The sequence below is a fragment of the Pseudomonas sp. C 49-2 genome (assembly GCF_003970195.1).
GTDB classification, from domain to species: Bacteria; Pseudomonadota; Gammaproteobacteria; order Pseudomonadales; family Pseudomonadaceae; genus Aquipseudomonas; species Aquipseudomonas canadensis.
Map to the genome: position 1 here is coordinate 369,395 of NZ_RXYG01000006.1, position 26,387 is coordinate 395,781.

24 protein-coding genes are annotated in these 26,387 nt (G+C 60.4%); 15 read left to right on the forward strand and 9 right to left on the reverse strand.

All coding sequences use genetic code 11. The features are described 5' to 3' along the window. Positions 1–29: 29 nt before the first annotated feature. On the reverse strand, positions 30–437 hold the full coding sequence (locus EJ576_RS14925; protein WP_068937106.1) for a YbaN family protein: 408 nt from the start codon (positions 435–437) through the stop codon (positions 30–32). Between the two features lie 20 nt (positions 438–457). Beyond that, positions 458–1,045, reverse strand: coding sequence for a YecA family protein (locus EJ576_RS14930; RefSeq protein WP_028617351.1), 588 nt, complete (start codon positions 1,043–1,045; stop codon positions 458–460). Positions 1,046–1,320: 275 nt separating this feature from the next. Here EJ576_RS14930 and recQ point away from each other — a divergent pair, with 275 nt between their 5' ends. Together recQ and EJ576_RS14940 are read left to right on the forward strand one after the other, a co-directional pair. Further along, entirely contained in the window at positions 1,321–3,447 is a 2,127-nt protein-coding gene (recQ, locus tag EJ576_RS14935; RefSeq protein WP_016976542.1) for a DNA helicase RecQ, read from the forward strand. A 121-nt stretch (positions 3,448–3,568) separates the two neighbouring features. After that, positions 3,569–4,003: a MarR family transcriptional regulator gene (locus tag EJ576_RS14940; RefSeq protein ID WP_028617350.1), complete on the forward strand. Its 435-nt coding sequence runs from the start codon at positions 3,569–3,571 to the stop codon at positions 4,001–4,003. A gap of 133 nt (positions 4,004–4,136) precedes the next feature. Here EJ576_RS14940 and EJ576_RS14950 read toward each other — a convergent pair whose 3' ends face one another. Beyond that, positions 4,137–6,326, reverse strand: a complete 2,190-nt coding sequence (locus tag EJ576_RS14950) for a patatin-like phospholipase family protein (protein ID WP_126570638.1) — start codon at positions 6,324–6,326, stop codon at positions 4,137–4,139. Between the two features lie 84 nt (positions 6,327–6,410). Here EJ576_RS14950 and EJ576_RS14955 point away from each other — a divergent pair, with 84 nt between their 5' ends. Then, positions 6,411–6,698 (forward strand): SelT/SelW/SelH family protein, encoded by a 288-nt coding sequence (locus EJ576_RS14955; protein ID WP_028617348.1) that lies wholly within the window; start codon positions 6,411–6,413, stop codon positions 6,696–6,698. A 34-nt stretch (positions 6,699–6,732) separates the two neighbouring features. Here EJ576_RS14955 and EJ576_RS14960 read toward each other — a convergent pair whose 3' ends face one another. From EJ576_RS14960 to EJ576_RS14970, 3 genes are all read right to left on the reverse strand, one after another. Next, positions 6,733–7,014 (reverse strand): hypothetical protein, encoded by a 282-nt coding sequence (locus tag EJ576_RS14960; protein WP_126570620.1) that lies wholly within the window; start codon positions 7,012–7,014, stop codon positions 6,733–6,735. A gap of 132 nt (positions 7,015–7,146) precedes the next feature. Then, a complete protein-coding gene (locus tag EJ576_RS14965; RefSeq protein ID WP_126570621.1) occupies positions 7,147–8,031 on the reverse strand; it encodes a DMT family transporter in 885 nt (294 codons plus the stop codon). Positions 8,032–8,130: 99 nt separating this feature from the next. Next, positions 8,131–8,880: an AraC family transcriptional regulator gene (locus tag EJ576_RS14970; RefSeq protein ID WP_122726716.1), complete on the reverse strand. Its 750-nt coding sequence runs from the start codon at positions 8,878–8,880 to the stop codon at positions 8,131–8,133. A 137-nt stretch (positions 8,881–9,017) separates the two neighbouring features. Here EJ576_RS14970 and EJ576_RS14975 point away from each other — a divergent pair, with 137 nt between their 5' ends. Continuing rightward, positions 9,018–9,827 carry a UDP-2,3-diacylglucosamine diphosphatase gene (locus EJ576_RS14975; RefSeq protein ID WP_122726718.1) on the forward strand — a complete coding sequence of 270 codons (810 nt, stop codon included), beginning with the start codon at positions 9,018–9,020 and terminating at the stop codon, positions 9,825–9,827. A gap of 125 nt (positions 9,828–9,952) precedes the next feature. Here EJ576_RS14975 and EJ576_RS14980 read toward each other — a convergent pair whose 3' ends face one another. From EJ576_RS14980 to phhA, 3 genes are all read right to left on the reverse strand, one after another. Further along, a complete protein-coding gene (locus tag EJ576_RS14980) occupies positions 9,953–11,146 on the reverse strand; it encodes an amino acid aminotransferase (RefSeq protein ID WP_126570622.1) in 1,194 nt (397 codons plus the stop codon). Beyond that, positions 11,146–11,502: a 4a-hydroxytetrahydrobiopterin dehydratase gene (locus EJ576_RS14985; RefSeq protein WP_010208721.1), complete on the reverse strand. Its 357-nt coding sequence runs from the start codon at positions 11,500–11,502 to the stop codon at positions 11,146–11,148. The genes EJ576_RS14980 and EJ576_RS14985 overlap by 1 nt, the downstream gene beginning before the upstream one ends. Positions 11,503–11,599: 97 nt before the next feature. Further along, a complete protein-coding gene (gene phhA, locus EJ576_RS14990; protein WP_028617343.1) occupies positions 11,600–12,391 on the reverse strand; it encodes a phenylalanine 4-monooxygenase in 792 nt (263 codons plus the stop codon). 257 nt (positions 12,392–12,648) lie between these two features. Here phhA and EJ576_RS14995 point away from each other — a divergent pair, with 257 nt between their 5' ends. From EJ576_RS14995 to EJ576_RS15045, 11 genes are all read left to right on the forward strand, one after another. Then, on the forward strand, positions 12,649–14,211 hold the full coding sequence (locus EJ576_RS14995) for a sigma-54-dependent transcriptional regulator (protein WP_122726722.1): 1,563 nt from the start codon (positions 12,649–12,651) through the stop codon (positions 14,209–14,211). Positions 14,212–14,519: 308 nt separating this feature from the next. Then, positions 14,520–15,260: a flagellar basal body rod protein FlgF gene (locus tag EJ576_RS15000; RefSeq protein WP_015885209.1), complete on the forward strand. Its 741-nt coding sequence runs from the start codon at positions 14,520–14,522 to the stop codon at positions 15,258–15,260. Between the two features lie 63 nt (positions 15,261–15,323). Beyond that, entirely contained in the window at positions 15,324–16,109 is a 786-nt protein-coding gene (gene flgG / locus EJ576_RS15005; RefSeq protein ID WP_005790105.1) for a flagellar basal-body rod protein FlgG, read from the forward strand. A gap of 53 nt (positions 16,110–16,162) precedes the next feature. Next, entirely contained in the window at positions 16,163–16,858 is a 696-nt protein-coding gene (flgH, locus tag EJ576_RS15010; RefSeq protein WP_028617341.1) for a flagellar basal body L-ring protein FlgH, read from the forward strand. A 27-nt stretch (positions 16,859–16,885) separates the two neighbouring features. Continuing rightward, on the forward strand, positions 16,886–17,974 hold the full coding sequence (locus EJ576_RS15015; RefSeq protein ID WP_033901075.1) for a flagellar basal body P-ring protein FlgI: 1,089 nt from the start codon (positions 16,886–16,888) through the stop codon (positions 17,972–17,974). Between the two features lie 4 nt (positions 17,975–17,978). After that, positions 17,979–19,250: a flagellar assembly peptidoglycan hydrolase FlgJ gene (gene flgJ / locus EJ576_RS15020; RefSeq protein ID WP_061449189.1), complete on the forward strand. Its 1,272-nt coding sequence runs from the start codon at positions 17,979–17,981 to the stop codon at positions 19,248–19,250. A gap of 10 nt (positions 19,251–19,260) precedes the next feature. Continuing rightward, positions 19,261–21,309, forward strand: coding sequence for a flagellar hook-associated protein FlgK (gene flgK, locus EJ576_RS15025; protein WP_122726724.1), 2,049 nt, complete (start codon positions 19,261–19,263; stop codon positions 21,307–21,309). Between the two features lie 14 nt (positions 21,310–21,323). Then, a complete protein-coding gene (locus EJ576_RS15030; RefSeq protein WP_123474466.1) occupies positions 21,324–22,946 on the forward strand; it encodes a flagellar hook-associated protein 3 in 1,623 nt (540 codons plus the stop codon). Positions 22,947–23,221: 275 nt separating this feature from the next. Beyond that, the gene (locus EJ576_RS15035) at positions 23,222–24,151 is read left to right on the forward strand and encodes a ketoacyl-ACP synthase III (RefSeq protein ID WP_010208730.1); all 930 of its coding nucleotides are present in this window, start codon (positions 23,222–23,224) and stop codon (positions 24,149–24,151) included. Between the two features lie 264 nt (positions 24,152–24,415). Continuing rightward, complete coding sequence (locus tag EJ576_RS15040; RefSeq protein WP_126570623.1) at positions 24,416–25,888, forward strand: flagellin; 1,473 nt, start codon at positions 24,416–24,418, stop codon at positions 25,886–25,888. 74 nt (positions 25,889–25,962) lie between these two features. Further along, the gene (locus EJ576_RS15045; RefSeq protein WP_126570624.1) at positions 25,963–26,316 is read left to right on the forward strand and encodes a flagellar protein FlaG; all 354 of its coding nucleotides are present in this window, start codon (positions 25,963–25,965) and stop codon (positions 26,314–26,316) included. Positions 26,317–26,387 lie beyond the last annotated feature (71 nt).

Below are 26,387 nucleotides of genomic sequence, written 5' to 3' on the forward strand. Positions count from 1 at the left end.
GGACAGTCTCGCAGAATGCCTGGGGTTAGTCAGTGTCGACCAAGGTCGTGTGGGTTCTTATGCCGCAGGGTCTTTTGGCGCAGGATATAGACCGTCACCAGTACCGCGCTGGTCAGCATGAACCCGCGCGCCCACGGCAGTGGCACCAGGTAGCAGGACACGCCAATGCTCAGCCACATCAAACCGATGGCGTAGACCTTGCCTTTGAGGGGAATGCCATTGCCATCCAGGTAGTCACGGATCCACGGCCCCAAGCGCGGGTGTTGCACCAGCCAATGGTAGAAACGCGGGGAGCTTCGAGCGAAGCAGGCGGCGGCGAGCAGCAGGAAGGGCGTAGTCGGCAATACCGGTAGGAAAATGCCGATCACCCCCAACGCTACACTGAGCCAGCCGATGGCCAGGAGCAGGTAGCGCAGGAGCAGAGAGCGATTGCCCATGGGTGTCACGGGCAAGCGACTCAGTGGTGACGTGGCTTGAGGATCGCCGGTTTTTCGTCAGGTGCGTTGCACAGCAGGTACAGCGCGGTCAGGGCTTCCGGGATCTGAACGATCATGTCGTCCATCAGGTTGGCGTCGGCGGCGATGTCGGCGAACTCAGGCTGGTCGTCGAACAGGCCCGAACCGACCATGATCGGCAGCAGCATTTCGCTGACTTCTTCCTCGGCGGTTTCAAACCAGGCGGCTTCGCGCAGGAACACGCCTTCCATGAAGCCGATGCACCAGCCGCGCAGGTCGGAGTCATCCGGTTCTTCGCCCAGGTCCAGTTCGCATGGCAGCTCGAACTCCTCGTCGGAGGCCAGTTGACGACCGATGTGGGCCTTGAGGGCCAGCAGGGTGGATTCGATTTCTTCGCGTTGGGCAGCATCGGCGTAGTGCGGCTCTTCGGCGAACAGTGCATCGATCCATTCACGGTCGGGGACGACGTCGGAGCAGATCGACAGGGCGGTCAGGTAGCCGTGGGCGGCCACGTAGTCCAGCGCCTCGTCATGCAGCTCATCGGCGTCGAGGAAGGCTTGCAGGCGGGTTAGTTGCTCAGCGAAGGACATTGAAGGGCTACCTTGGGAATAAACGATGCTGAATTCTAGGCTTTCTTGAGCGCACAGGCCAGCCGCACTGCATATTTGCCAGGTTTTAGATAGCGCCCGCTATTCGTCAGTGGCGCCCTTTGGCGGGTAACGCTCGGGTATACTGCCGCGTTTTGTGATGCCCTTGCAGGCCAAGCCCAGTGCGCGAAAACTTCGCTTACGGATTATTTCCCGTGAAAGAGGTTTTTTTCGGCCAGCCTGTACAGAGGGATTTCGGCACTATTTTGGAGTTTTACATGCTCGAGCAGGCACAACGCGTCCTCAAGGACATCTTCGGCTACGACAGTTTTCGTGGCCGCCAGGGTGCGATCATTGAGCGCGTGGCCAGTGGCGGTGACGCACTGGTACTGATGCCTACCGGCGGCGGTAAATCGTTGTGCTTCCAGGTGCCGGCGCTGTTGCGCAATGGCCTGGCCGTGGTGGTGTCGCCTTTGATTGCATTGATGGACGACCAGGTGGCAACCCTGGAAGAGCTGGGTGTCGCCGCTGCATCGTTGAACTCCACCCTCAGTGCCGAACAGCAGCGCGACCTGGCCGCTCGCATCAAGCGCGGTGAAGTGAAGATGCTGTACCTGGCCCCCGAGCGTCTGGTGCAGCCGCGCATGCTGGCGTTTTTGCAGAGCCTGGAAATCGCCCTGTTCGCCATCGATGAAGCCCACTGCGTCTCCCAATGGGGTCATGACTTCCGCCGCGAGTATTTGCAGCTCGGCCAATTGGCGGAGCTGTTTCCCGATGTGCCGCGTATTGCGCTGACCGCCACTGCCGACAAGCGTACCCGCGAAGAAATCGTCGAGCGCCTGCACCTGCAGAACGCCGAGCGCTTCCTGTCGAGCTTCGACCGACCGAACATTTTCTACCGCATCGTCCCCAAGGAGCAGCCGCGCAAACAGTTGTTGGCGTTCCTTTCCGAGCGACGCAGCGATGCGGGCATCGTCTATTGCCTGTCGCGCAAGAAGGTCGATGAAGTGGCTGCGTTTCTCTGCGAGCAAGGCTACCCGGCGCTGCCCTATCACGCCGGCCTGCCCAACGACACGCGTTCGGCTCACCAGAAGCGCTTCCTCAACGAGGAAGGCCTGATCATGGTCGCCACCATCGCGTTCGGCATGGGCATCGACAAATCCAACGTGCGCTTCGTTGCGCACATGGACCTGCCCAAATCCCTTGAGGCGTACTACCAGGAAACCGGGCGTGCCGGCCGTGACGGTTTGCCGGCGGATGCGTGGATGGTCTACGGCCTGCAAGACGTGGTGATGCTTAAGCAGATGTTGCAGAACTCCGAGGGCGACGAGCGCCACAAGCGCCTGGAGCAGCACAAACTCGACGCCATGCTCTCGCTGTGCGAAGAGACTCGCTGCCGCCGCCAGACCTTGCTGGCGTATTTCGACGAAGACATGCCCGAACCCTGTGGCCACTGTGATAACTGCACCGACGGCGTGCAGACCTGGGACGCCACCGAGCCTGCGCGCCAGGGTTTGTCCGCCATCTATCGCACCGGCCAGCGTTATGGCGTCGGTCACTTGGTGGATGTGTTGCTGGGCAAGGACAACGAGAAAGTACGCAGCTTCGGCCATGAAAAACTCTCGGTCTACGGCGTCGGCAAGGCCCGCGCCGAAGGCGAGTGGCGCTCGCTGTTCCGGCAGATGGTGGCGCGCGGCCTGGTGGATATCGACATCGAAGGGTACGGCGGCCTCCGCTTGAACGACAGTTGTCGTCCGCTGCTCAAGGGTGAAGTGACGCTGGAGCTGCGCCGCGACCTCAAGCCGCAGACTACCGCCAAGACCAGCACCAGCCAGGCCAGTCAGCTTGTACGTGGCGAAGAACGCGAACAGTGGGAAGCCCTGCGCACCCTGCGCCGCAAACTGGCCCAGGAACACAGCGTGCCGCCGTACGTTATTTTCCCCGACTCGACGCTGTTGGAGATGTTGCGCGAGCAACCTACGACTATGTCGGAAATGGCCAGGGTCAGCGGCGTCGGTGCACGCAAGCTGGAGCGCTACGGCCAGGCGTTCCTCGAAGTGCTCGGCGGCCAGGCCGAAGCACCGAAGGAAGTCGCCGATATTCGCCACGAACTGATCAGCCTGGCACGTGCTGGCATGACCCCGATCCAGATCGCCGGCCAGTTGCAATGCTCGGAGAAGAACGTCTACACCTTGCTTGCCGAATCCATCGGCAAGCAGCAGTTGTCGTTGGAGCAGGCGCTTGATTTGCCAGAGGATCTGCTCGGCGAAATCCAGGATGCGTTCCTGGACGGAGAGGGCGAATTGCCACCTGTGGCGGAGATTGCACCGCTGTTTACGGGGCGCGTTCCTGAAGGTGTCTTGTACTGCGTGCGGGCGGCTTTGCAGTCTGAATTCGAGATTTAGTGCGCCAATTACGACAATGTAACGAATCAGTACATAGCAACTCTTGCCTATGGGCAAAGCTCATGCTTAGCTGACTAATAATTAGCCACACTTTATTTTCAGTCTTAAACATGAGTTTTTTATGCCGTTAACCGATCAACACCGATTTGGCATGCAGTTGGCGCAGATGTCCCGTGGTTGGCGCGCCGAGCTGGATCGCCGGCTGGCGGGGCTTGGCTTGTCCCAGGCGCGCTGGCTGGTGCTGTTGCACCTGGCCCGTTTTGAAGAAGCCCCTACCCAGCGTGAGCTGGCGCAAAGCGTTGGTGTAGAAGGGCCGACACTGGCCCGCCTGCTGGACAGTCTGGAAGGCCAGGGCTTGGTGCAACGCCAGGCCGTGGTAGAAGACCGTCGTGCCAAGCGCATCCTGCTGTGTGACACCGCTCGCCCGCTTATCGAACAGATCGAAACCATCGCCACCGCGCTACGGCATGAGCTGTTCGTGGGAGTGGATGAAGCTGATTTGAGCGTGTGCATGCGCGTGCATGGGCACATCCTGGCTAACTTGGAAAAATCCTGACCTTGCATAAGCGGCAGGTCGAAAATGTGGGAGCTGGCTTGCCTGCGATAGCATCACCTCGGAGCAACTGAAAAATCGAGGTGCCTGCATCGCATTCAAGCCAGCTCCCACATTAGTTTTGCGAACGACCTTTTTAGAACGTCTGCCCCAGGTTCAGATACACCGCCTTCTGGTTGTCATCATTGAACCCGTAGCTGAAATTCAGCGGCCCCAACGGTGTATCGAACCCCAGGAAAATACTCGCCGCGTTGATATACCCGCTGTCGAATTCATTGTCGTTGTTCCACGCCCGTCCACGCTCAAGTGACGCGCCCAGGTACAGCGGGAAATCCAGCGGCAGGTACGAACGCGGTGTGAGCCGGCGGTAGTACACCGCGCGCATCAGGCTGATGTTCTGCCCCGAGATCGCGTCCTGGCGAAAGCCCGACAACTGCCGCGCACCGCCCAGCAGGAAGCTGGAAATCACCACGTCCGAATCATCCAGGGTGCGCCCGTAACGTCCGCCCAGCACCAGCGTATCCGGGCCGTGGCTCATGGCTTTGTCGAGCTTGAACTCCCACTGGCGGTAGCGCTGGTCCGAGCCCAGGCCCGGTTCGAACTCGCGGTAGGCCAGGCCGATGTCTTCGCCAGTATGGGGAAAGTACACGTTGTCCAGGGAATCGAAGGAGTACTTCAGTTCATAGAAGCCTTCGCTGAAACTCACGCTGGGCAAATCCCTGTCACCGATGCGCACATCCGCCTTGCCCCAGGCTTCGCCGACGCCGAAGCGGATCTCGCCGCTGTTGCCGATCTGCCGTCCGACGTTCAAGCCGAAACCGTAGCGTTCCAGGCGATATTCGGAGATGGGGTCGTTGTCCAGGATCAGCTCGACGTTCTGTGCCTGGGCGCTGATGTACGGCGCGACAAAGTAACGCGAGCCGGTATCCATCGGCTGATAGAACTCGCTGTACAGCTCTTGGCGGTCACCGATCTGCACCCGCGTCAGCCATTCGGCGCCGAGGCGGTTGATGCCGTTCATGCGGTAGCTGGCACCGAGGTTGAAGGCGCTGTCGCCACGCATGTCATCTGACAGGTTCAGGCCGAGGCGCAGGTAGTCGGTGCCGCTGCGTTTGCCGCGCGCGCTGATGACCAAGGTATTATCCTGGCCCTTTTTCACCACGCGGTATTGCACCTGCTCGAAGTAATCCAGGCCGTACAAGGTGCCCATGTCCGATTGCAGGCGGCCCAGGTTCAGCGGCTCGCCCAGGGGTTGGCGGATGTAGTAGCGGATCACGTCGTCGCTGACCTTCGAGTCGTTTTCCACGTTGATGGCGGTGATGACCGGTGTGCGTTCGCCGGGTGTGCGGGCGGCTACCAGTTGGGGGTCGATCGGCTCGGCGGGGCGCAGGTGGGCCAGGCGCGCGTCGAGGGCGCGGGTAGCGCGGTAACCGGCATCGATCATGTCCTTGGCGCGGCCGAAATCAGTTACGCCATAGGCGGCGAGGGGTGGCTGGATCAGCATGTCCTTGGGGTGCAGGTCTTTGAGCTGCTCTTCGGAGTTGCGCCGGGTCATCAGGGTGATCGATTGGTTGAGCACGTCCACCACCGTCGCCAGTTGTTTGCGCGAACGCAGCGGGGTGCCGATGTCGACGACGATGGCGATATCCACGCCCATTTCCCGCGCCACATCCAGCGGGATGTTATCGGTCATGCCGCCGTCCACCAGCAGCCGGCCATCCAGCTCCACTGGCGCGAAGACTGCCGGGATCGACATGCTGGCGCGGATCACCTGGGGCAGGTGGCCCTTGCGGAACACCACTTTCTCGCCGGTGGTGATATCGGTCGCCACCGCGCGAAAGGGGATCGGCAGCTTGTCGAAGTTACGCGTGTTGCTGCTGTGGGCGAACATGCTTTCCAGCAGCAACGCCAGGTTCTGGCCTTGGATTACGCCCAGTGGCAGGCCCAGGCTGCCATCGTCGCGAAAGCTGAGTTTCTGTTTGACCAGGAAATCCCGGTCATCCTGCTTGCGCCGGAACGGCACGTCTTCCCGAGGCGGTGCGTCGGACAGTGCCTGTTGCCAGTCGATGCTCAGCGCCAGTTTTTCCAACTCATCGATCTTGTAGCCCGAGGCGTACAGCCCGCCAATCACCGCGCCCATGCTGGTGCCGGCAATCGCATCGATCTGTATACCTTGCTCCTCCAGCGCCTTGAGCACGCCGATATGCGCCAGCCCACGGGCGGCACCGCCAGACAGCACCAGGCCGATTTTCGGGCGTGGCGGTTCGACGGCGTCGGCGAAAAGGGGTAGCAGGCAAAGAAACAGGCAGGACAGCAGGCGGCGCATCATGAATCTCGAGGCTGGGCGATAAAGGCCGCTATTATAGCCACTCGATCCGCTGAGCCCGTTACGCCTGGAGCCTCTCAAATTATGTCTTCGATTAAACCCGAGATCGTCATCACCTATTGCACCCAGTGCCAGTGGCTACTGCGCGCCGCCTGGTTGGCGCAGGAACTGTTGAGCACGTTTGCCGATGACTTGGGCAAAGTGGCGCTGGAACCGGCCACCGGCGGCGCGTTTCGTATCACGTGTGATGGCGTGCAGATTTGGGAGCGCAAGGCGGACGGCGGTTTTCCCGAGGCCAAGGTGCTCAAGCAGCGCGTACGTGACCAGATCGACCCGCAGCGTGACCTGGGGCATAACGACCGTACGCAGTAAACGTCACCGCCGTGTGAGGGCGGTGACACGGTGGTTATTTGGCCGCCATCTTTTGCTTGATGAAGCCAATCACCCACGTCAGCACCAGTCCGCCGACACCACCGCCGACAATGTTGCTGCCCACTGCCGCCACGTCCAGGGCTTCGCCGCCCGAGGTGCCTGTGAGTGCCGCGACGACTTGGCCGACCACCAGCCCGCCGACACCGCCGATCAGGGTATTGAGCCCGGTCCCGAGGCTCTGTTTGGTCATGCCGGCGATGTTGCCGCCGACGGCGCCGCTGATGATCTGCACTAACAAATTGATGAGCATTTCCATGGTAAAGCTCCCGCATCGCGTTGAGGTTGTGACCACTCGCGTGCAGCAACTTCAGAAAATACCCAGGCTGTCATCGAGCTGTCGGTTATCCGTTGAACGACGACAAACTGTTGCGGATGTTCAAAGTGTAGATCAAGTCGTTGCAACGGGCTGTTTGGCCTGGCTGGCACCACCCATCAACCCGGAAAGCACGATTGCGACGATGATCAGCACGCCGCCCAGGAGCATGCGCAGCGTCGGGGTTTCGGCAAACAGCAGCCAGGCCGCGGTAATGCCGTAGACCGGTTCCATGGCAAACACCACCGAAGCGGTGCGCGCCTTGATCACCGCGAGGCTGGCGACAAATAGGCTGTGGGCCAGGCCGGTGCAGAACACCCCGAGCAGGCCTATCCATAACCAGTCAATCGCGCGCACCTCTGTCAGACCGGGCGCCGCCACGGGCAACAAGCACACGGCGACCACCACGTTCTGGCACAGCGCTGCCTGCACCGCCGGGATACGTCCGGAACTGGCGCGGTTGTTCAGTGACAGCAGGGAAAACAGCAGCCCCGAGGCGATCCCCCAGAGCAACCCACCGGTGGCTTCGCTGGCGAGGTTGAAGTCCGGGGTCACCAATACCAGGCCGACGCTGACCAGCACCACCAGCAGCACTTCGTTGGCGCGGATGCGCTCGCGGAAAATCAGCCCTTCGAGGATCACGGTAAAGGCCGGAAATGCGGTGAAGCCCAAGGTTGCAACCGCCACGCCGGCTACTTTCACGGCAATAAAGAAGGTCACCCAGTGCGCCGCCAGCAACACGCCGCTGATCAGCAGCCGGCGCCAGTCGCGCAGTTCCAGGGTTTTCCAGGTGGTGCTGCTGGCAAACCGTGCGAATACCGCCAGTGCTACCACGGCAAACACGGCGCGACCAAAGACGATGATGGCCGGGGAGGCGGCCGCCAGTTTGCCGAATACGCCGGTGAGGCCAAACATCAATGCGCCGATATGCAGGGCGCCGAGGGCTGAACGGGGAGTCATTGCGATCCTTGAGTCATGGGGGTGACAGAAACGCAGTCTAGTGGGTCGCCCGCGTGGGTGTCTGTCGTCCGGCTCGCGATGTTTATCGCGAAACTCTTCCTACGGGTTGCGACGCAAAGCGCCCGGCGAGGCGCCAAACTCTCGCAGCATCGCGGCGGCGAAGGCGCTTTGCGAGGCGTAACCGACGCGATCGGCAATTTCACCGATGGGCAGCGGTGTCTTGCGCAACAGGTCCAAGGCCATGTGCAGGCGACGGCTGCGGATGTAGTCCATCGGTGTTTGCCCGCATTCCGCCATGAAGCGTGCGTGCAGGCGTGCCACCGACAGATCGGCGATACGTGCCAGGTCGGCCACCTGCAGTGGGTGCGCAACATGCCGTTCGATATGTGCATTGAACGCCGCATACGGAAGGCGCCGGCCTGGTAGGGGTTGGTCCAGCGGATGATTGAGGCTGGCCAGCAACAGCACCGCGCCTTGCTGCACGATCAACGGGTCATGCACCGGGCTGTGCGCCAGCCATTGCACTAGCTGGCTTTGCCGCGAGTCCAACGTCAGCCGCGCGGGCTGATCGAGCAGGCGACGACTGGCATCGGCATGCTCGCCCAACGATTGCAGCACCCAATGCTCAGTGGGCACATCCAGCACCAGGCAGCGGCTACCGTCGCGACTGCCGCACGCGTGGTGGGCGGAGAAGGGCAGCACCATCACGCTGCTTTCGCGCACTTGGCTGCCACGGCCGTCCACCTCCAGGTCCAGGTGCCCGGACAGGCCGAATACCAGCTGCGCATGGTCATGGCTGTGAGCGAGGGGCGCGTCGACGTAGTGGCGTAGGGTGAGGGTGGGTCCCATTGCGGTCTCCTGGGCGGCAAGCTGGCAGTCTACAACGGTTTGCAGGCCCTGAGCGCTGTCATCAGACTGACGCACAGTTGTCATGGGCTATTAATCGCCAGGGCGCAAGCTCGCGAAAACACCGTCGAGGGATGCCCATGACCAGTGCCGAGTTCGCCAAGCCCAGCCGCAAGCAACGGGTTCGTACCCTGTGGATTTCCGATGTGCACCTGGGCACCCGGGATTGCCAGGCCGAACATTTATCGCAGTTCCTCAAGGGCTATCACGCGGACAAGGTCTACCTGGTCGGTGACATCATTGACGGCTGGAAACTGCGTGGCGGCATGTATTGGCCCCAGGCCCATACCAACGTGATCCGCCGCCTGCTGACCATGGCCAAGCGTGGCACCGAGGTGATCTATGTCACCGGCAACCATGACGAGTTCCTGCGCCGTTATTCCAAGTTGATCCTGGGCAATATCCAACTGGTGGACGAAGCGGTGCACGTGACTGCCGATGGCCGGCATTTGTTGGTGATTCATGGCGATCAGTTCGACGTGATCACCCGCTACCACCGCTGGCTGGCGTTCCTCGGTGACTCGGCCTACGAGTTCACCCTCACGCTGAACCGCTGGCTGAACCACTGGCGTGCGCGCTACGGCTATGGCTATTGGTCGCTGTCGGCGTACCTCAAGCACAAGGTCAAGACGGCCGTGAACTTCATCAGCGACTTCGAAGAAGCCATCGCCCACGAGGTGACCAAGCGCGAGTTGCATGGTGTGGTGTGCGGGCATATCCACCATGCGGAGATTCGCAAGGTGGGCGAGGTGGATTACCTCAACTGCGGAGATTGGGTGGAGTCGTGCACAGCGTTGATCGAGCACTGGGATGGGAGTATCGAGTTGTATCGGTTGGCGGATGCGCAGGCGAAAGAGGCACTGCTGAAAGCAGAGATGGTCACAGGCTGACGGCCCTACTCGGTCTAAATGTGGGAGCGGGCTTGCTCGCGAATGCAATGTGTCAGTCACCAAATGTACTGACTGATACACCGCATTCGCGAGCAAGCCCGCTCCCACATTTGGTTCCAATTTCGTCAGTTGAAGACGTCGGCTATGGCCTCGGCGAGCAATGCCAGACGCGTCGCATCAGCCCCCGCCACGTTAGCCCGCCCCGAACTCACCATGTACACGCTGTGTTTCTCGCGCAGTTGCTTCACCTGTTCGGCACTCAATCCGGTGTAGGAGAACATCCCACGCTGCGCCCCGATATGCGCAAACCGCTCCGACAGACCGTGTGGCGCCAACGCCTCAACCAAGCCCGAACGCAGGTGTGCGATCCGCGAGCGCATGGCTTCGACCTCGTCACTCCAGCGCTTCTTCAGCTCGGCATCGCCCAGGATGGTCGCCACTACCGCAGCACCATGGTCCGGGGGCGTCGACCACAGGTTGCGCGCCGTGTTGGCCAGTTGGCTGCGCACATCCGTCAGTTTCTCGGCATCCGCCGCGCACACGATCAACGCGCCGACACGGTCGCTGTACAGGCCGAAGTTCTTCGAGCACGAACTGGTGACCAGCACTTCCGGCAACTCGGCCGCAAACAGCCGCACCGCCCAGGCATCCTGCTCCAAACCATCGCCAAAGCCTTGGTAGGCGAAGTCGATCAGTGGCAGCAACTGGCGCTCGCGCACGATCTGCAGCACCTGGCGCCAGTCGTCCTGGGACAGGTCGAAACCGGTCGGGTTATGGCAGCAGGCGTGCAGCAGCACCACGTCGCCCTCGGGCACGGTGGACAGGGTGGCGAGCATCGCCGCCACATCCAGGCGGTTGTCAGCGCCCACGTAAGGGTAATGACTCACCGGGATCCCGGCCTTGGCAAAGATCGTTTCGTGGATCGGCCAGGTCGGGTTGCTCAACCAGACGCCACGACCGGGCAGGTTGTGCGCAATGAAGTCGGCGCTCAGGCGCAGGGCGCCGGTGCCACCTGGGGTCTGGGTGGCGCCGGCACGTCGCTCGCGGATCAGCGCGGAGTCCGCGCCGAGCACCAGCTCGCTGATCAGCTTTCCGAACGCCGCATTGCCGTGGCCGCCGATGTAGGTCTTGGTGGTTTGTGTGTCCACCAGGCGCTGTTCGGCCAGTTTTACCGAGTGTGGAATTGGCGTCAGGCCTTGGTCGTCTTTATAGACACCCACGCCGAGGTCGAACTTATTCGGGTTGGCATCCTGGGCGTACAGGTCCATCAGCCCGAGGATCGGGTCGCCGGGCACGCGGCCAATCGCATCGAAATGCATTACTTGCGGCCCTCGGCGTCCTTGGCCACTTCGTCGGTGCGCGCGGCCATGATGAAGTCGTTGCGGTGCAGGCCCTTGATGGAATGGCTCCACCAGGTCACGGTGACCTTGCCCCACTCGGTGAGCAGGCCTGGGTGATGGCCTTCGGCTTCGGAGATTTCACCCATGGCGTTGGTGAAGGCCAGGGCGAATTTGAAGTTCTTGAACAGGAAGACCTTTTCCAGTTGCATCACACCGTCACGGACTTCGATGTTCCAGTCGGGGATCTGCTTGAGCAGTACCGGCAGTTCTTCGTCGCTGACTTGAGGGGCATCGGCACGGCAGGCTTCGCAGTGGGCTTGGTTCAAGGTGGTCATGATGGTGTCCTGAATTCGAGTGTTTGAAGATCAGTAGCGTCACCCTAAAGCAACGCGCGGCCAGGGAACAGACTCACCTGGCCTCAAGATGTAAGGTTCACGCAGCTTTGGGTTTTGGGGGAAACTTCGGGGCATGCAAACCCAGCTGCATCCCGCGCTCCACCATGCCCATGATGTCTTCCTGGGCCACTTCGAACAGGCGCTTGAGGTTGGGGAGGACGAAGTACAGCGGTTGCAGGATGTCGATGCGATACGGCGTGCGCATCGCCTCCAGTGGATCGAACACCTGGTGTTCGGGCTCGGACGACAGGCTGTACACCGTCTCCTTGGGCGACGACAGAATGCCGCCACCGTAGATGCGCCGACCTTCGGGCGTGTCCACCAGGCCGAACTCGATGGTCATCCAGTACAGCCGCGCCAGGTACACGCGTTGCTCCTTGGTGGCCGCCAGGCCGAGCTTGCCGTAGGTGTGGGTGAATTCGGCGAACCAAGGATTGGTCAGCAGCGGGCAGTGGCCGAAGATCTCATGGAAAATGTCCGGCTCTTGCAGGTAGTCCAGTTCTTCGCGGGTGCGGATAAACGTCGCCACTGGAAACTGCTTGTTGGCCAGCAACTCGAAGAACGTCTGGAAGGGGATCAGCGCCGGCACACGGGCGACTTGCCAGCCGGTGGTTTCGGCCAGCACCTGGTTGATCTCGCCCAATTGCGGGATGCGGTCATGGGGCAGGCCGAGCTTGTCGATGCCATCCAGGTATTCCTGGCAGGCGCGACCCTCGATCACTTTCAACTGGCGAGTGATCAGGGTGTTCCACACCGCATGTTCTTCCGGCGAGTAGTGGATAAAACCTTGCGCATCGGGCTCGCGGGCCACGTACTGCGTCTGCTTCATACGGCTCTCCTGCTAGGCATTCGTTCTTGTTATGTCCTGCGATGAGCTTATTGATAACCCGTGCGCGGCCGGATTCCACTCGTTTAAAACGGCGCTGCGTAGGAAAACTTACCATTTTTCGTAAAGTATTCGTTACGCTTGTGAGGCTGGCCGCTGCATTGGGCTGGGAAAAGCCTGCAAGCTGTCACATAATCTTGACGACTATCTGCGCCCAGCGACAAAAAGACGCGGCGCCCCCCCACTTTTCGGGCCTCTTCATGCGTATCAAAGTGCACTGCCAGAACCGCATCGGCATCCTGCGGGACATCCTCAACCTGTTGGTGGAATACGGTGTCAACGTCGCCAAGGGCGAGGTCGGCGGTGAGCATGGCAATGCCATCTACCTGTTTTGCCCGAATCTGGTGAACATGCAGTTCCAGGCGCTGCGCCCGCAGTTCGAGGCGATTGCCGGAGTGTTCGGCGTCAAAAGGGTAGGGCTGATGCCCAGCGAGCGTCGGCATATGGAGCTCAATGCACTGCTCGGCGCGCTGGAGTTCCCGGTACTGTCCATCGACATGGGCGGCTCTATCGTCGCCGCCAACCGCGCGGCGGCGCAGTTGCTCGGGGTGCGGGTGGATGAGGTGCCGGGCATTCCGTTGTCGCGGTATGCCGAGGACTTCGACTTGCCGGAACTGGTGCGCGCGAGCAAATCGCGGATCAACGGTCTGCGGGTCAAGGTCAAGGGCGACGTGTTCTTGGCGGACATCGCGCCGCTGCAATCCTCCGAGCATGATGACAGCGAGGCCATGGCCGGTGCCGTGCTGACCCTGCACCGCGCCGACCGCGTCGGTGAGCGCATCTACAACGTGCGCAAGCAGGAGCTGCGTGGCTTTGACAGCATCTTCCAAAGCTCCAAAGTCATGGCCGCCGTGGTGCGCGAAGCCCGACGCATGGCGCCGCTGGATGCGCCTCTATTAATAGAAGGCGAAACCGGCACCGGCAAGGAACTGCTGGCGCGCGCCTGTCACTTGGCCAGCCCGCGTGGGCAATCGCCGTTGATGGCGCTTAATTGCGCGGGCTTGCCAGAGTCGATGGCCGAGACCGAGCTGTTCGGCTACGGTCCCGGCGCATTCGAAGGCGCACGGGCCGAAGGCAAGTTGGGGCTATTGGAACTGACGGCGGGCGGTACGTTGTTTCTCGATGGTGTCGGGGAGATGAGCGCGCGGCTACAGGTGAAGTTGCTGCGTTTTTTGCAGGATGGATGCTTCCGACGTGTAGGCAGCGATGAAGAGGTGTACCTGGACGTGCGCGTGATCTGCGCGACCCAGGTGGACTTGTCCGAGCTGTGTGCCCGTGGCGAATTCCGCCAGGACCTTTATCACCGCCTCAACGTGCTGTCGCTACATATTCCACCGCTGCGCGAATGCCTGGATGGGTTGGCGCCGCTGGTTGATCACTTTCTCGACCAGGCCAGTCGCCAGATCGGCTGCCCGTTGCCCAAGCTGGCGCCAGCAGCCATGGATCGCCTGAGCCACTACCACTGGCCGGGCAACGTACGGCAGTTGGAAAACGTGTTGTTCCAGGCGGTGTCGTTGTGTGACGGCGGGACGGTCAAGGCCGAACATATTCGGCTGCCGGATTATGGCGTGCGTCAGCCCCTTGGCGATTTCTCGCTGGAGGGTGGCCTGGAGGACATCGTCGGCCGCTTCGAGAAGGCGGTGTTGGAAGCCTTGTACGCTGAGCATTCCAGCAGCCGGCAGTTGGGTAAGCGACTGGGGGTATCCCACACCACCATCGCCAATAAACTGCGCGATTACGAAATCCTGAAGACCGATAAATAACCCAATGTGGGAGGGGGCTTGCCCCCGATGGCGTTGGATCAGCCAAATCACAGTTGGTTGATACTCTGTCATCGGGGGCAAGCCCCCTCCCACCGTTGTTCTTTGGCACCCATCAGACCTGTGTTTGCCGCAGGCGGCAGTAGTCCGCCGTTTTTTCGACTCGCGCTCAACCCGGCAATCCTCACGCCTCGCCGCAAACCCCCGCCCCGCCTGCACTTCTCGTTCTTTTCAAAAGTTGGTTCGCAAATTGCTTAAGCCTCATCAGTACAGCGGTGGGCGGCAAGCGTCCGTCAGAAAGAGGAAAGAGCGTGGACAAGTACCTTTATGTGGCAATGACCGGCGCCAGCCAGAATGCTCTGGCGCAGAAGGCCCATGCCAACAACCTGGCGAACATTTCCACCAATGGTTTCCAACGTGACCTGGAGCAGGCACGTTCGATGCCGGTGTTCGGTGACAGCTTTCCGGCGCGGGCGTTTGCCTTGACTGAGCGCCCGGGCACTGACTTTTCTCCTGGCGCGATGATCGAGACCGGCCGTGACCTGGACGTCGCCGTCAGCGGCAATGGCTGGATGGCCGTGCAGACCCCGGACGGCAGCGAAGCCTACGTGCGCAGCGCGAGCATGAACGTCGATGCATTGGGCGTGCTGCGCGCCGGCAACGGCATGCCGATCATGGGCAACGGTGGTCCGATTGCCGTGCCGCCCCAGCAGAAAATTGAAGTGGGTGCCGACGGCACCATCAGCATTCGCGCCATGGGTGAAGGCCCGCGCGTGATGGCTGAAGTGGACCGCATCAAGCTGGTCCAACCGGACCTGAAGAACATGAATAAAGGCCTCGACGGCACCATCCACACCAAGGATGGCCAGCCGGCCCAGGCTGACGCGACGGTCACGCTGACCTCGGGCTTCCTGCAGGCGAGCAACGTCAACGCGGTGGAAGAAATGACCGCGGTGCTGGCGCTTTCCAAGCAGTTCGAGCTGCACATCAAGATGATGAACAGCGCCAAGGAAGACGACCAGGCCATGACTCGCGTCATGCAGATGAGCTGATTGCAGCCCACTCACTAATTTTGCGATGCAGCGCCAACAAACAGGCGCACGAAGGAGAACAGCATGCTTCCGGCTCTATGGGTTGCCAAAACAGGTTTGTCCGCCCAGGACACCAACCTGACCACCATTTCCAACAACTTGGCCAACGTGTCGACCACGGGTTTCAAACGTGATCGTGCCGAGTTCCAGGACTTGCTCTATCAGATCAAGAAGCAGCCGGGCGCCCAGTCGACCCAGGACAGCGAACTGCCGTCGGGCCTGCAATTGGGTACCGGTGTGCAGATCGTCGGCACCCAGAAGAACTTCAGCGCCGGTAACCTGCAACAGACCGGCCAGCCGCTGGACATGGCCATCAACGGCCGTGGTTTCTTCCAGATCCTGCAACCGGATGGCACCACGTCCTACACGCGTGACGGTACGTTCCACCTGGATTCCAACGGTCAGATTGTCACCGCCAACGGCTTTGCCCTGGAACCGGCCGTGGTCGTCCCCGCAGACGCCAAGACCTTCACTGTCGGCAACGATGGCACCGTGTCCATCACTGTGGCCGGCAACCCCGCGTCGCAAGTGATCGGCAACCTGCAGACCGCCGACTTCATCAACCCGGCCGGCCTGCAAGCCATGGGCAACAACCTGTTCCTGGAAACCGCCTCCAGCGGCGCGCCGCAAATCGGCACCCCTGGCCTGAACGGTTTCGGCACCACGCTGCAAAGCACCCTGGAAACGTCCAACGTGAGCACGGTCGAGGAGATGGTCAACATGATCACCACCCAGCGCGCCTACGAGATGAACTCCAAGGTGATCTCCACCGCCGACCAGATGCTTTCGTTCGTAACGCAGAATCTGTAATCAAGTCTATGGGGCGCTCTTGAGGGCGCCTGCAACACCGTGAGGTAAGGGTCATGAATCGCTATGTTTCTGTTCTGGCATTGAGTGGGATTGCCGTGCTCGCGGGCTGTGTCGCCCCGACGCCAAAACCCAATGACCCGTACTACGCGCCGGTGTTGCCACGCACGCCGTTGCCAGCGGCCGCCAACAATGGCTCGATCTACCAGGCCGGTTTCGAACAGAACCTGTACAGCGACCGCAAGGCGTTTCGGGTCGGTGACATCATCACCATCACCCTGAACGAGCGCACCCAGGCCAGCAAGAACGCTAACTCGCAGATCGGCAAGACCAGCAAGGCCAACCTCGGCCTGACCTCGTTGTTCGGCGCGGTGCCCAACACCAATAATCCATTGGGTGACGGCGACCTCAGCCTCAGCGCCGGCTACAGCGGCGACCGTGCCACCAACGGCAAGAGCGCGGCAGGGCAGGGCAACAGCCTGACCGGTTCGATCACCGTGACCGTGGCCGACGTATTGCCCAACGGCATCATCGCCGTGCGCGGTGAAAAGTGGATGACCCTCAACACCGGCGATGAGCTGGTGCGCATTGCCGGCATGGTCCGCGCCGATGACATCTCCACCGACAACACGGTGCCGTCGACGCGGATTGCCGATGCGCGCATCACCTACTCGGGTACAGGTTCGTTCGCTGATGCAAGCCAGCCGGGCTGGTTCGACCGTTTCTTCCTTAGCCCGCTGTTCCCTTTCTAGGTGGCCACTTTGAACTTCAAACAGCTGATGGCGGCCGCACTCCTGCTTTCCTTGAGCGCTGTCGCCCAGGCCGAACGCCTGAAGGACATCGCCAGCATTTCCGGCGTGCGTTCCAACCAGTTGATCGGCTACGGCCTGGTGGTGGGGCTCAACGGTACGGGTGACCAGACCACGCAGACCCCGTTCACCTTGCAGACCTTCAACAACATGCTCTCGCAGTTCGGCATCAAGGTGCCGGCGGGTTCGGGCAACGTGCAGTTGAAAAACGTCGCGGCGGTGTCGATCAGTGCTGACTTGCCGGCGTTCTCCAAGCCGGGCCAGGTGGTGGATATCACTGTGTCGTCCATCGGTAACTCGAAGAGCCTGCGCGGCGGCACCTTGCTGATGACGCCGCTCAAGGGTATTGACGGCAACGTCTACGCCATTGCCCAGGGCAATCTGGTGGTGGGCGGTTTTGACGCCGAAGGTCGCGACGGTTCGAAGATCACCGTCAACGTGCCGTCGGCCGGTCGAATTCCGGGTGGTGCCACCGTTGAGCGCACCGTGCCAAGCGGTTTCAACCAAGGCAACAGCCTGACCCTGAACCTCAACCGCTCCGACTTCACCACCGCCAAGCGCGTGGTCGACAAGATCAACGATATGCTCGGCCCTGGCGTGGCGCAGGCCATCGATGGCGGCTCGATCCGTGTGACCGCGCCGCTGGATCCAAGCCAGCGTGTCGATTACCTGTCGATCCTGGAAAACCTTGAAGTCGACCCAGGCCAGGCCGTGGCCAAAGTCATCATCAACTCGCGTACTGGCACCATCGTGATCGGTCAGAACGTCAAGGTATCGCCGGCAGCGGTGACCCACGGCAGCCTGACCGTGACCATCACCGAAGACCCGATCGTCAGCCAGCCTGGGCCGTTGTCCAACGGCCAGACGGCGGTGGTGCCGCGTTCGCGCGTCAACGCCCAGCAAGAAGCCAAGCCAATGTTCAAGTTCGGCCCCGGCACCACCCTGGATGAGATTGTCCGCGCGGTGAACCAGGTGGGCGCAGCGCCCGGCGACTTGATGGCGATTCTTGAAGCACTGAAGCAGGCCGGCGCCTTACAAGCCGACCTGATCGTGATCTGAGGCCATGGCCATGGATATGCGCAAGAGCGGCATCAGCAGCACGGCGGACTCGGGGTCTTACTCCGACTTGAACCGGCTTAACCAGCTCAAGGTCGGTGCCGACAAGAACAGCGAAGGCAACATGCGCAAGGTGGCGCAGGAGTTCGAATCGCTGTTCCTGAGCGAGATGCTCAAGTCCATGCGTTCGGCCACCGAGGCGTTGGGCAAGGACAACCCGATGAACACGCCCGCCGCCAAGCAGTACCAGGAAATGTATGACCAGCAGTTGGCGGTCTCGATGTCCCGCGAAGGCGGTGGTATCGGCCTGGCCGACGTGCTGATGCGCCAGATGCAGAAGAACAAACCGGTGGAGGCCCAGGCCGCCACCTTGCAAGGCCCGGCGGCGGCTGAGCCTGTGAAGAAAGTTGATGTGCCGACAGAAATTGCCGCGGGCACCCAGGCTGACGGGCCTTTGGGTCGCTCCAATGGCCAGCGTCCGCTGTGGGCTTACCGCGTGGCTGAGCCACAGGCGGGTGCCCCGTCGGCCCATAGCAATGACATGGAATTGATGAATCAGCGGCGCATCGCCTTGCCGAGCAAGCTGACTGATCGCCTGCTTGCCGGCATTGTGCCAAGCACCCAGGTGACCGGCGAAGCCAAGGCCGCGCCACTGCGTAACAGCGCCGCTGACGACAACGTCGTCAACAGTGCAGCGCGCACCTTCGCCGTGCCGAGCGGGCGCATGCAAGTCTACGGCCGCGCCGTGGCCCAGCCACCGTTGGCACCGGCGAAGAAAGCCTTCAGCTCGCAGGATGAATTTGTCGCCACCATGTTGCCGATGGCCAAGGCGGCCGCCGCGCGTATTGGTGTCGATCCTAAGTACCTGGTGGCCCAGGCTGCCCTGGAAACCGGCTGGGGTAAATCGGTGATGCGCGCCGAAGACGGCAGCAGCAGCCACAACCTGTTCGGCATCAAGGCCGGCCAGAGTTGGCAGGGCGGTCAGGCACGCGCAATTACCAGCGAGTTCCGTGATGGGGCGATGGTCAAGGAAACGGCGCAGTTCCGTTCCTACGACTCGTACCAGGACAGCTTCCACGACCTGGTGACGTTGTTGCAAAGCAATGATCGCTATAAAGAAGTTGTGAAGTCGGCCGACAACCCGGAACAGTTTGTGCGCGAGTTGCAAAAAGCCGGTTACGCCACCGACCCGGCCTATGCCAGCAAGATTTCGCAGATCGCCAAAACGATGGACAGTTACCAGAATTACGCTGCCGCTGGCGCAACCACACATTTATAAGGTCTGAACCATGAGTTTGCTCAGTATCGGGATGTCAGGACTCAATTCCGCTCAAGGATCGTTGTCGGTCTTGAGTAACAACATTGCCAACGCCAACACAGTGGGCTACTCACGGCAGCAGACTACCCAGAACGCCAACGCGGCGAACCAGTTCGGTGGCGTGTTCATCGGCAGTGGCACCACCCTGGCCGATGTGCGCCGGGTGTATAACGAGTTTCTCGACGCGGCGTACCAGAACAGCACCTCGCTCAACAGCGATGCCAAGGCGTATCTGGATCAGGTCAGCGCCGTGGACAAGACGCTGTCGGATAAGACCACCGGCATGTCGTCCGTGCTCAGCGCGTTCTTCGCGGCGGCGCAGACCGCATCCGCCAATCCGAGCGACACGTCGGCGCGCCAGATTCTGCTCACCAGCGCCCAGACCTTGAGCAACCGGTTCAACTCGATCTCCAACCAGTTGAGCCAGCAAAAAGAGACCATCAACAGTCAGTTGACCTCCATGGCTGACCAGGTCAACCAACTGACCTCGTCGATTGCGTCCCTCAACAAGCAGATCAACCAGGTTCAAGGCGCGTCGAACACCACGCCGGCCAACCTGCTGGATGCGCGCGCCGAGGCCGTACGCTCGCTCAATGAGCTGATCGGCGTGACCGCCACCGAGAAAAACGGTGTGTTCAGTGTCAGCACCGGCACCGGTCAATCGCTGGTGCTGGGCGATCAGTCCAACTCGATTTCTGCAGTGCCTGGCAAGGACGATCCGACCCAGTACACCATTCAGATGAACATGCCGGGTAACACGGCGGTAGACATCGGCAATGTGATCAGTGGCGGCAGTATCGGCGGCCTGATGCGCTATCGCAGTGACGTATTGATGCCAGCCATCAACGACTTGGGTCGCATTGCCATCGTCACCGCCGATACGATCAACAGCCAGTTGGGGCAGGGCATCGACCTCAACGGTGAGTTCGGCGCGTCGATGTTCAAGGACATCAACAGCGCGGCGGCGGTGGCTTTGCGCAGTGTGGCCGGCCAAGGCAACCAAGGCGCCGGTAGCCTGGGTGTGACGATCAAGGACTCCAGCAAGCTGACGAACTACGATTACAAGGTCACCTTCAGCGACCCGGCCAATCTCAACAAAGTGACGGTGCAGCGCTCCGATGGCAAAGCCATGGGCACCTTTGATATCTCCGCCACACCGCCTTCGGTGATCGACGGCTTTACCCTTGAACTTAAAAACGGCCCGATGTCGGCCGGTGACAGCTTCAAGGTCAGCCCGACCGCCAGCGGCGCGAAGGACATCGGCACAGTCCTCACCGACCCGAGCAAGATTGCCTTCGCTGCACCGCTTAAAGGCGAGGCCAGCAAAACCAACCAGGGCACCGGCACTTTCACGCCGCCGACCCTGACCGTGCCGCTGGATCTCCAGGGTGGCGCCAATACCGCGCAACTGCGCGTCGGCATTGAAAACTCGATGCCGGTGAAGATGGTATTTGGCAAGCCTGCGGCCGACGGCACTCAGAGCTACACGATCAACGACGCCAAGGGCGATCCGATCGGTACCGGCACCATTATTCCGGGGCAGGCCAACAAGATCAGCATCAACGTACCGATGCGCGATGCCAGCGGCGCCCTGGTGGTGCCGGCCAAGAGCTTCAGCTTTGACACCTCGGTGGCTGGCTCGCCGACCGATGGTGACAGCACCACCTTTTCGTTCAACGCCAGCGGCAAGTCCGATAACCGCAATGCCCAGGAACTGCTGAACCTGCAAACCAAGGCGACCGTAGGTGTGGCGGCAGATGGCACCGGCGGCACCAGCCTGGTCGGGGCCAACAGCAAGTTGGTCTCGACGGTCGGCGCCAAGGCCGCAGCGGCTACCACGGACACGACTGCCACCAACGCGTTGCTGACGGCTAACAAAAATGCGCGCAACTCCGTGTCCCAGGTCAACCTGGACGAAGAGGCGGGCGACATGATCAAGTTCCAGCAGTACTACACAGCGTCGTCGCAGATCATCAAGGCCGCGCAAGAAACCTTCAGCACGCTGATTAATAGTCTTTAAGGGAGTCTGGGACGATGCGCATTTCTACACAGCAGTATTTCGACACCAGTGCAGCCAAGTACCAGAACAACTATGCCGGCGTGGTGCAGGCTCAGCAGCAGGCGAGTTCCGGCGTGCGCGTGCAAACCGCTGGGGATGACCCGGTGGCGGCGCAGCGCTTGCTGATGCTGCAGCAGCAGAAAGACATGCTGGCGCAGTTCAGTGGCAACATCACCAATATCCAGAGCTCGCTGACTAACGAAGAAAGCGTGTTGACCGCGATCAGCGCGACGATCCAGGCCGCCAGCCAGTTGGCGTTGAAGGCCGGTGGCGTGACCAGTGATGCCGACCGCAAGTCCATCTCGGTTGAAGTGGGTGCCCTTGAAGACCAACTGCTGGGCTTGCTCAACAGCAAGGATGCGGCGGGCAACTACCTATTCTCCGGCTCCAAGACCGATACGCCACCGTACTCGCGCAACATTGACGGCACCTACAATTATCAGGGCGACGAAAACGAGCTGAGTCTGCAGGTTTCCGAGACGTTGACCGTGCGTACGGGCGACACCGGCAAGACCATTCTGGAAGGCGCGGCCAACAACAGCCGCACCCAGTCCACATACACCACGCCGGCCCCTGTGCCTCCGGCGACGACACCGTCGCAGGTGAATGACAACAAAGTTGCCATCTCGGCCGGTCTGATTACCTCGAGTGTCGACTACAGCAAGTCGTTCGCCGACGGCCAGCCGTACAAAGTGACCTTCACCAGCAGCACCCAATACGTGGTGAAGGACAAGGATAACAACGACATTACCTCGCAGCTCCCTGGTAATGGCACGTTCGACTCCACCAAGGAAGGCAGCGCCAGCATCAATATACGCGGGGTCAAGTTCGATATCACCGTCGACCTGACCGACAAGGCCACCGGGCCTGATGCCGATGCCATGGTCAAAGGCCGTGAGTTCACCCTGGCCGCCAAGCCGGACACGTTTAACGTCTCCCGCACCGCTAGCAACACGTCGCCGACGCAGCTGACCAATGCCACGGTCAGCAACCCCGCTAAATATGCCAGCACCTTCCCGGCCAACAGCGGTGTGCTGGTCAAGTTCAGCGACACTGATTCGTCGGCCTTCCAAGTATTTGCACAGCCCTACAGCGCCAACAGCAAGCCGATTGATTCAGGCGTCATCGACACCACTACCACGCCGAGCTCGATCACTGTCGCCGGTGTGACCTTTGGCTTGAGCGGCACACCGGCTGTGGGTGATCAGTTCGCGATCGGCGCCAGCACCCAGAAAACCCAGAGTGCGCTCGACACCTTGAGCCAATTGCGCAAGGCCCTGGAGCAACCGGCTGACGGTATTCCTGGCGCGCGGGTGAAGCTGCAGGATGCCCTGAACGCCGCGGTCAGCAACCTGACCAGTTCGTCCAACCAGGTGGATAACGTGCGCGGCTCCATCGGTGCGCGGCAGAATGCGCTCACCGTGCAGTCCAGCGAGAATGAAAGCGTCGGCCTGGCCAACAAATCCACGATGAGCGCCCTGGCGAACATCGACATGGGTGAAGCGGCCATCAACCTGACCCTGCAGCAAACCATGCTGGAAGCGTCGCAGTTGGCCTTCGTGAAAATCTCGCAGTTGAGCCTGTTCAACAAGATGTAAGTAGCTTTACGTCAAGCGGCCCGCTCTGGAAACAGGGCGGGCCGTTGTCGTTTCTGGGGCTTAATTGTTTGAAGGTTTTGCATAAAGCACACAAAATTGAGTGACCTGTGAGTCATAAAGCGCATCTTCACTGTATCGTGTGAAAAGGATAAGTCGTCACAGGGTCCTTGCGAGACGGCTTTCAGCGAGATTTTTATGGGGTTATCCCCTTTATTGTCAGCACTCCGGGCGTGGCCCAGGGGTGTTCTCCAGCTATTTAGTATTGGGAAGCCACAATGATTGGCATAAAAAGCATCGCCAGTTACGTGCCGGCAGACGGGATCGATAACTACGCCCAGGGTGCCAAATTCGCCAAGGATGAAGAATTCATCATTGGCAAGATCGGTTCGGCGTTCCTGCCGCGCAAGGAAGCCGCGCAGGAAACCTCCGATCTGTGTGTCGAGGCGGTCAACGCTTTGTTTGCCAACAACCCGGATTTGAAACGCGAGTCGATCGACGCGCTGATCGTCGTCACCCAGAACGGTGATGAAGAGGGCTTGCCCCACACGGCGGCCATCGTCCAGGACAAGCTCGGCCTGCCGACCCACGTCGCGGCCTTTGATATCTCCCTGGGTTGTTCCGGTTACGTCTACGGCATCTATGCGATGAAGGGCTTCATGGAAGCCGCGGGCCTGAAAAACGGCCTGCTGATCACCGCTGACCCGTACTCCAAGATCGTCGACCCGGAAGATCGCAACACCACCATGCTGTTTGGCGATGCTGCTACTGCCACCTGGATGGGCGAAGATGCGCCGTGGTTGCTGGGCAAGTCGAAGTTCGGCACCGACGGTTCCGGTGCGCCGCACCTGAAGGTCAGTGACGGCGTGTTCTTCATGAACGGCCGCCAGGTCTTCAACTTCGCCCTGCTCAAGGTGCCGGCGCATTTGCATGAGCTGCTCAATGAGTCGGATCTCAAGGCCGATGAGATTGATGCGTTCTGCATCCACCAGGGCAGTGCGGCGATTGTCGACGCCGTGGCGCGTCGTTTTGAAGATGCACCCGTGGACAAGTTCATCAAGGACATGGTCGAGACCGGTAATACCGTGTCGTCGAGCATTCCGCTGTTGCTGGAAAAGCACGTGATGGACGCCACCTGGAAACGCGTGGCCATCAGCGGGTTTGGTGTGGGCTTGTCTTGGGGGTCGGCGATTCTCTATCGCCCTTGAGGCCTTGATAGCTTCAATAAAAAACGCCGAGGTTCGAAAGAGCCTCGGCGTTTTTTATTTGGCGCCAGAAAACCCAATGAAAACGGGGTTTGGTGCCCGCGTAAACCCTTGAATTGCAAGGGGTGGCACGGCGCCAGTAAAAAAATCAAAAAAAATCCTCAAGCAACCGGCTACCACGACGATAACTATTACGTAGGTTCTCAGGCCACACCCGGCGGTTGCCAGGGCCGGAAGCCGCAGTATCCATCCAACGAGGATTTCGTCATGGCTTTAACAGTAAACACCAACATTGCTTCCATCACTACTCAGGGCAACCTGAACAAAGCTGGCGGCGCCCTGGCCACTTCCATGCAGCGCCTGTCTTCCGGCCTGCGTATCAACAGCGCTAAAGACGACGCTGCCGGCCTGCAGATCGCTAACCGCCTGACCAGCCAAATCAACGGCCTGGGCCAAGCAGTCAAAAACGTGAACGATGGTATCTCCATCGCTCAGACCGCTGAAGGCGCGATGCAGGCTTCGACCGACATCCTGCAAAAAATGCGTACCCTGGCTCTGTCCTCGGCTACTGGTTCCCTGAGCGCTGACGACCGTAAGTCGAACAACGACGAATACCAGGCTCTGACTTCGGAACTGACCCGTATCTCGCAAACCACTACTTTCGGTGGCCAGAAGCTGCTGGACGGTTCGTACGGTACCAAAGCTATCCAGGTTGGCGCCAACGCCAACGAAACCATCAACCTGAGCCTGGAAAACGTTGCAGCCAACAACATTGGTTCGCAGCAGATCAAGAGCGTCGCGATCACTCCGACCACCGCCGGTATCGGCAGCGCTGCTGGCACTATCACCGTGACCGGTAACGGCCAGGTGAGCGATGCGATCGCCGTACCGGTCGGAGCGTCGGCACAATCTATCGCAAGCAAGTTGAACGGTGCCATTGGTGGTTTGACTGCCACAGCAAGCACTGAAGTCCAAATCGAAGTTAACGCTGCCGCGTTTACCGGTGCCACACCTGCTGCTGGTGCGACCTTTGACCTGACTGTTGGTGGTCAGAAAGTCACCATGACTGGTGTCACTAGCCAGGCTGGTTTGGCTGATCAGCTGAAATCCAACGCCGCTAAGCTGGGCATCAGCGTCAACTTCGACGAATCCAAGAAAACGCTTTCGATCAAGTCAGATACCGGTGAGAACGTCGTATTCGGTGCTGTCACAGGCAACGCCGCCGGTGCAGCCGCTGTTACAATCAAATCCAAAGATGGTGCTGGCGGTTTCCCTACCGGTGCAGGCACCGCTTTGCTTGAAACCGACGTGATGATCGCCACTGGCCAGGTATCGCTGGACTCCTCCAAGGGTTACTCCTTGTCGGGCGCCGGTGTTGGCGGTCTGTTCGGCGCAGCTGCGGCCACCACCGCTGCTTCCGCCAAAACCACCATCGCCAACACTGACGTGACCAGTGCTGACATGGCTCAAAACGCTCTGTCGGTTATCGACAAGGCTATCGGCACCATCGACAGCGTGCGTTCGGGCCTGGGTGCTACCCAGAACCGTCTGACTACCACTGCAGACAACCTGCAGAACATTCAGAAGAACTCCACCGCTGCACGTTCCACTGTTCAGGACGTCGACTTCGCTTCCGAAACCGCCGAGCTGACCAAGCAACAAACCCTGCAATCGGCTTCCACCGCGATCCTGTCGCAGGCTAACCAGCTGCCATCCGCTGTACTGAAGCTGCTTCAGTAACTCCAGCGCTTGGTAACTAACGGAAGGGCGCGTCTACGTGCCCTTCCGTTTTTTCGGTTTAGAGGAGATTGGACATGGACATGAGTGTGAAGCTGAACCAGTCTTATCCGCCGGTTGCACCTCAAGGCGCACCTGCCTCTGTGGCAGTCGCCGACAAAAGCGTCACCAAGGTCCAGGAAGTACCGACTGTAGGCAAGGAGCCTGAGCGTGCGGACCTGGAAAAGGCAGTAACCGATATTCGCGAATTCGTACAAGCTGCCCAGCGCAGCCTGGATTTTTCCATTGATGATTCCACCCACCGTGTGGTGGTCAAGGTCATCAATACCGACAATGGTGAAGTGATTCGCCAAATTCCGTCGGAAACCGCATTGAAATTGGCGCAGAGCCTTTCCAGCGCGAGCAACGTGTTGTTTGACGACAAGGCGTGAGCTGGCATGAAACTTGTTGCTGTCAGGTCTTGAGGCTTCATAAGTCAAGATAACGGCAGCCACCGAACAGG

Coding starts and splice junctions, on each gene's coding strand:
- EJ576_RS14925 (WP_068937106.1), bottom strand. CDS start 437: ATGGGCAATCGCTCTCTGCTCCTGCGCTACCTGCTCCTGGCCATCGGC.
- EJ576_RS14930 (WP_028617351.1), bottom strand. CDS start 1,045: ATGTCCTTCGCTGAGCAACTAACCCGCCTGCAAGCCTTCCTCGACGCC.
- recQ (WP_016976542.1), top strand. CDS start 1,321: ATGCTCGAGCAGGCACAACGCGTCCTCAAGGACATCTTCGGCTACGAC.
- EJ576_RS14940 (WP_028617350.1), top strand. CDS start 3,569: ATGCCGTTAACCGATCAACACCGATTTGGCATGCAGTTGGCGCAGATG.
- EJ576_RS14950 (WP_126570638.1), bottom strand. CDS start 6,326: ATGCGCCGCCTGCTGTCCTGCCTGTTTCTTTGCCTGCTACCCCTTTTC.
- EJ576_RS14955 (WP_028617348.1), top strand. CDS start 6,411: ATGTCTTCGATTAAACCCGAGATCGTCATCACCTATTGCACCCAGTGC.
- EJ576_RS14960 (WP_126570620.1), bottom strand. CDS start 7,014: ATGGAAATGCTCATCAATTTGTTAGTGCAGATCATCAGCGGCGCCGTC.
- EJ576_RS14965 (WP_126570621.1), bottom strand. CDS start 8,031: ATGACTCCCCGTTCAGCCCTCGGCGCCCTGCATATCGGCGCATTGATG.
- EJ576_RS14970 (WP_122726716.1), bottom strand. CDS start 8,880: ATGGGACCCACCCTCACCCTACGCCACTACGTCGACGCGCCCCTCGCT.
- EJ576_RS14975 (WP_122726718.1), top strand. CDS start 9,018: ATGACCAGTGCCGAGTTCGCCAAGCCCAGCCGCAAGCAACGGGTTCGT.
- EJ576_RS14980 (WP_126570622.1), bottom strand. CDS start 11,146: ATGCATTTCGATGCGATTGGCCGCGTGCCCGGCGACCCGATCCTCGGG.
- EJ576_RS14985 (WP_010208721.1), bottom strand. CDS start 11,502: ATGACCACCTTGAACCAAGCCCACTGCGAAGCCTGCCGTGCCGATGCC.
- phhA (WP_028617343.1), bottom strand. CDS start 12,391: ATGAAGCAGACGCAGTACGTGGCCCGCGAGCCCGATGCGCAAGGTTTT.
- EJ576_RS14995 (WP_122726722.1), top strand. CDS start 12,649: ATGCGTATCAAAGTGCACTGCCAGAACCGCATCGGCATCCTGCGGGAC.
- flgG (WP_005790105.1), top strand. CDS start 15,324: ATGCTTCCGGCTCTATGGGTTGCCAAAACAGGTTTGTCCGCCCAGGAC.
- flgH (WP_028617341.1), top strand. CDS start 16,163: ATGAATCGCTATGTTTCTGTTCTGGCATTGAGTGGGATTGCCGTGCTC.
- EJ576_RS15015 (WP_033901075.1), top strand. CDS start 16,886: ATGGCGGCCGCACTCCTGCTTTCCTTGAGCGCTGTCGCCCAGGCCGAA.
- flgJ (WP_061449189.1), top strand. CDS start 17,979: ATGGCCATGGATATGCGCAAGAGCGGCATCAGCAGCACGGCGGACTCG.
- flgK (WP_122726724.1), top strand. CDS start 19,261: ATGAGTTTGCTCAGTATCGGGATGTCAGGACTCAATTCCGCTCAAGGA.
- EJ576_RS15030 (WP_123474466.1), top strand. CDS start 21,324: ATGCGCATTTCTACACAGCAGTATTTCGACACCAGTGCAGCCAAGTAC.
- EJ576_RS15035 (WP_010208730.1), top strand. CDS start 23,222: ATGATTGGCATAAAAAGCATCGCCAGTTACGTGCCGGCAGACGGGATC.
- EJ576_RS15040 (WP_126570623.1), top strand. CDS start 24,416: ATGGCTTTAACAGTAAACACCAACATTGCTTCCATCACTACTCAGGGC.
- EJ576_RS15045 (WP_126570624.1), top strand. CDS start 25,963: ATGGACATGAGTGTGAAGCTGAACCAGTCTTATCCGCCGGTTGCACCT.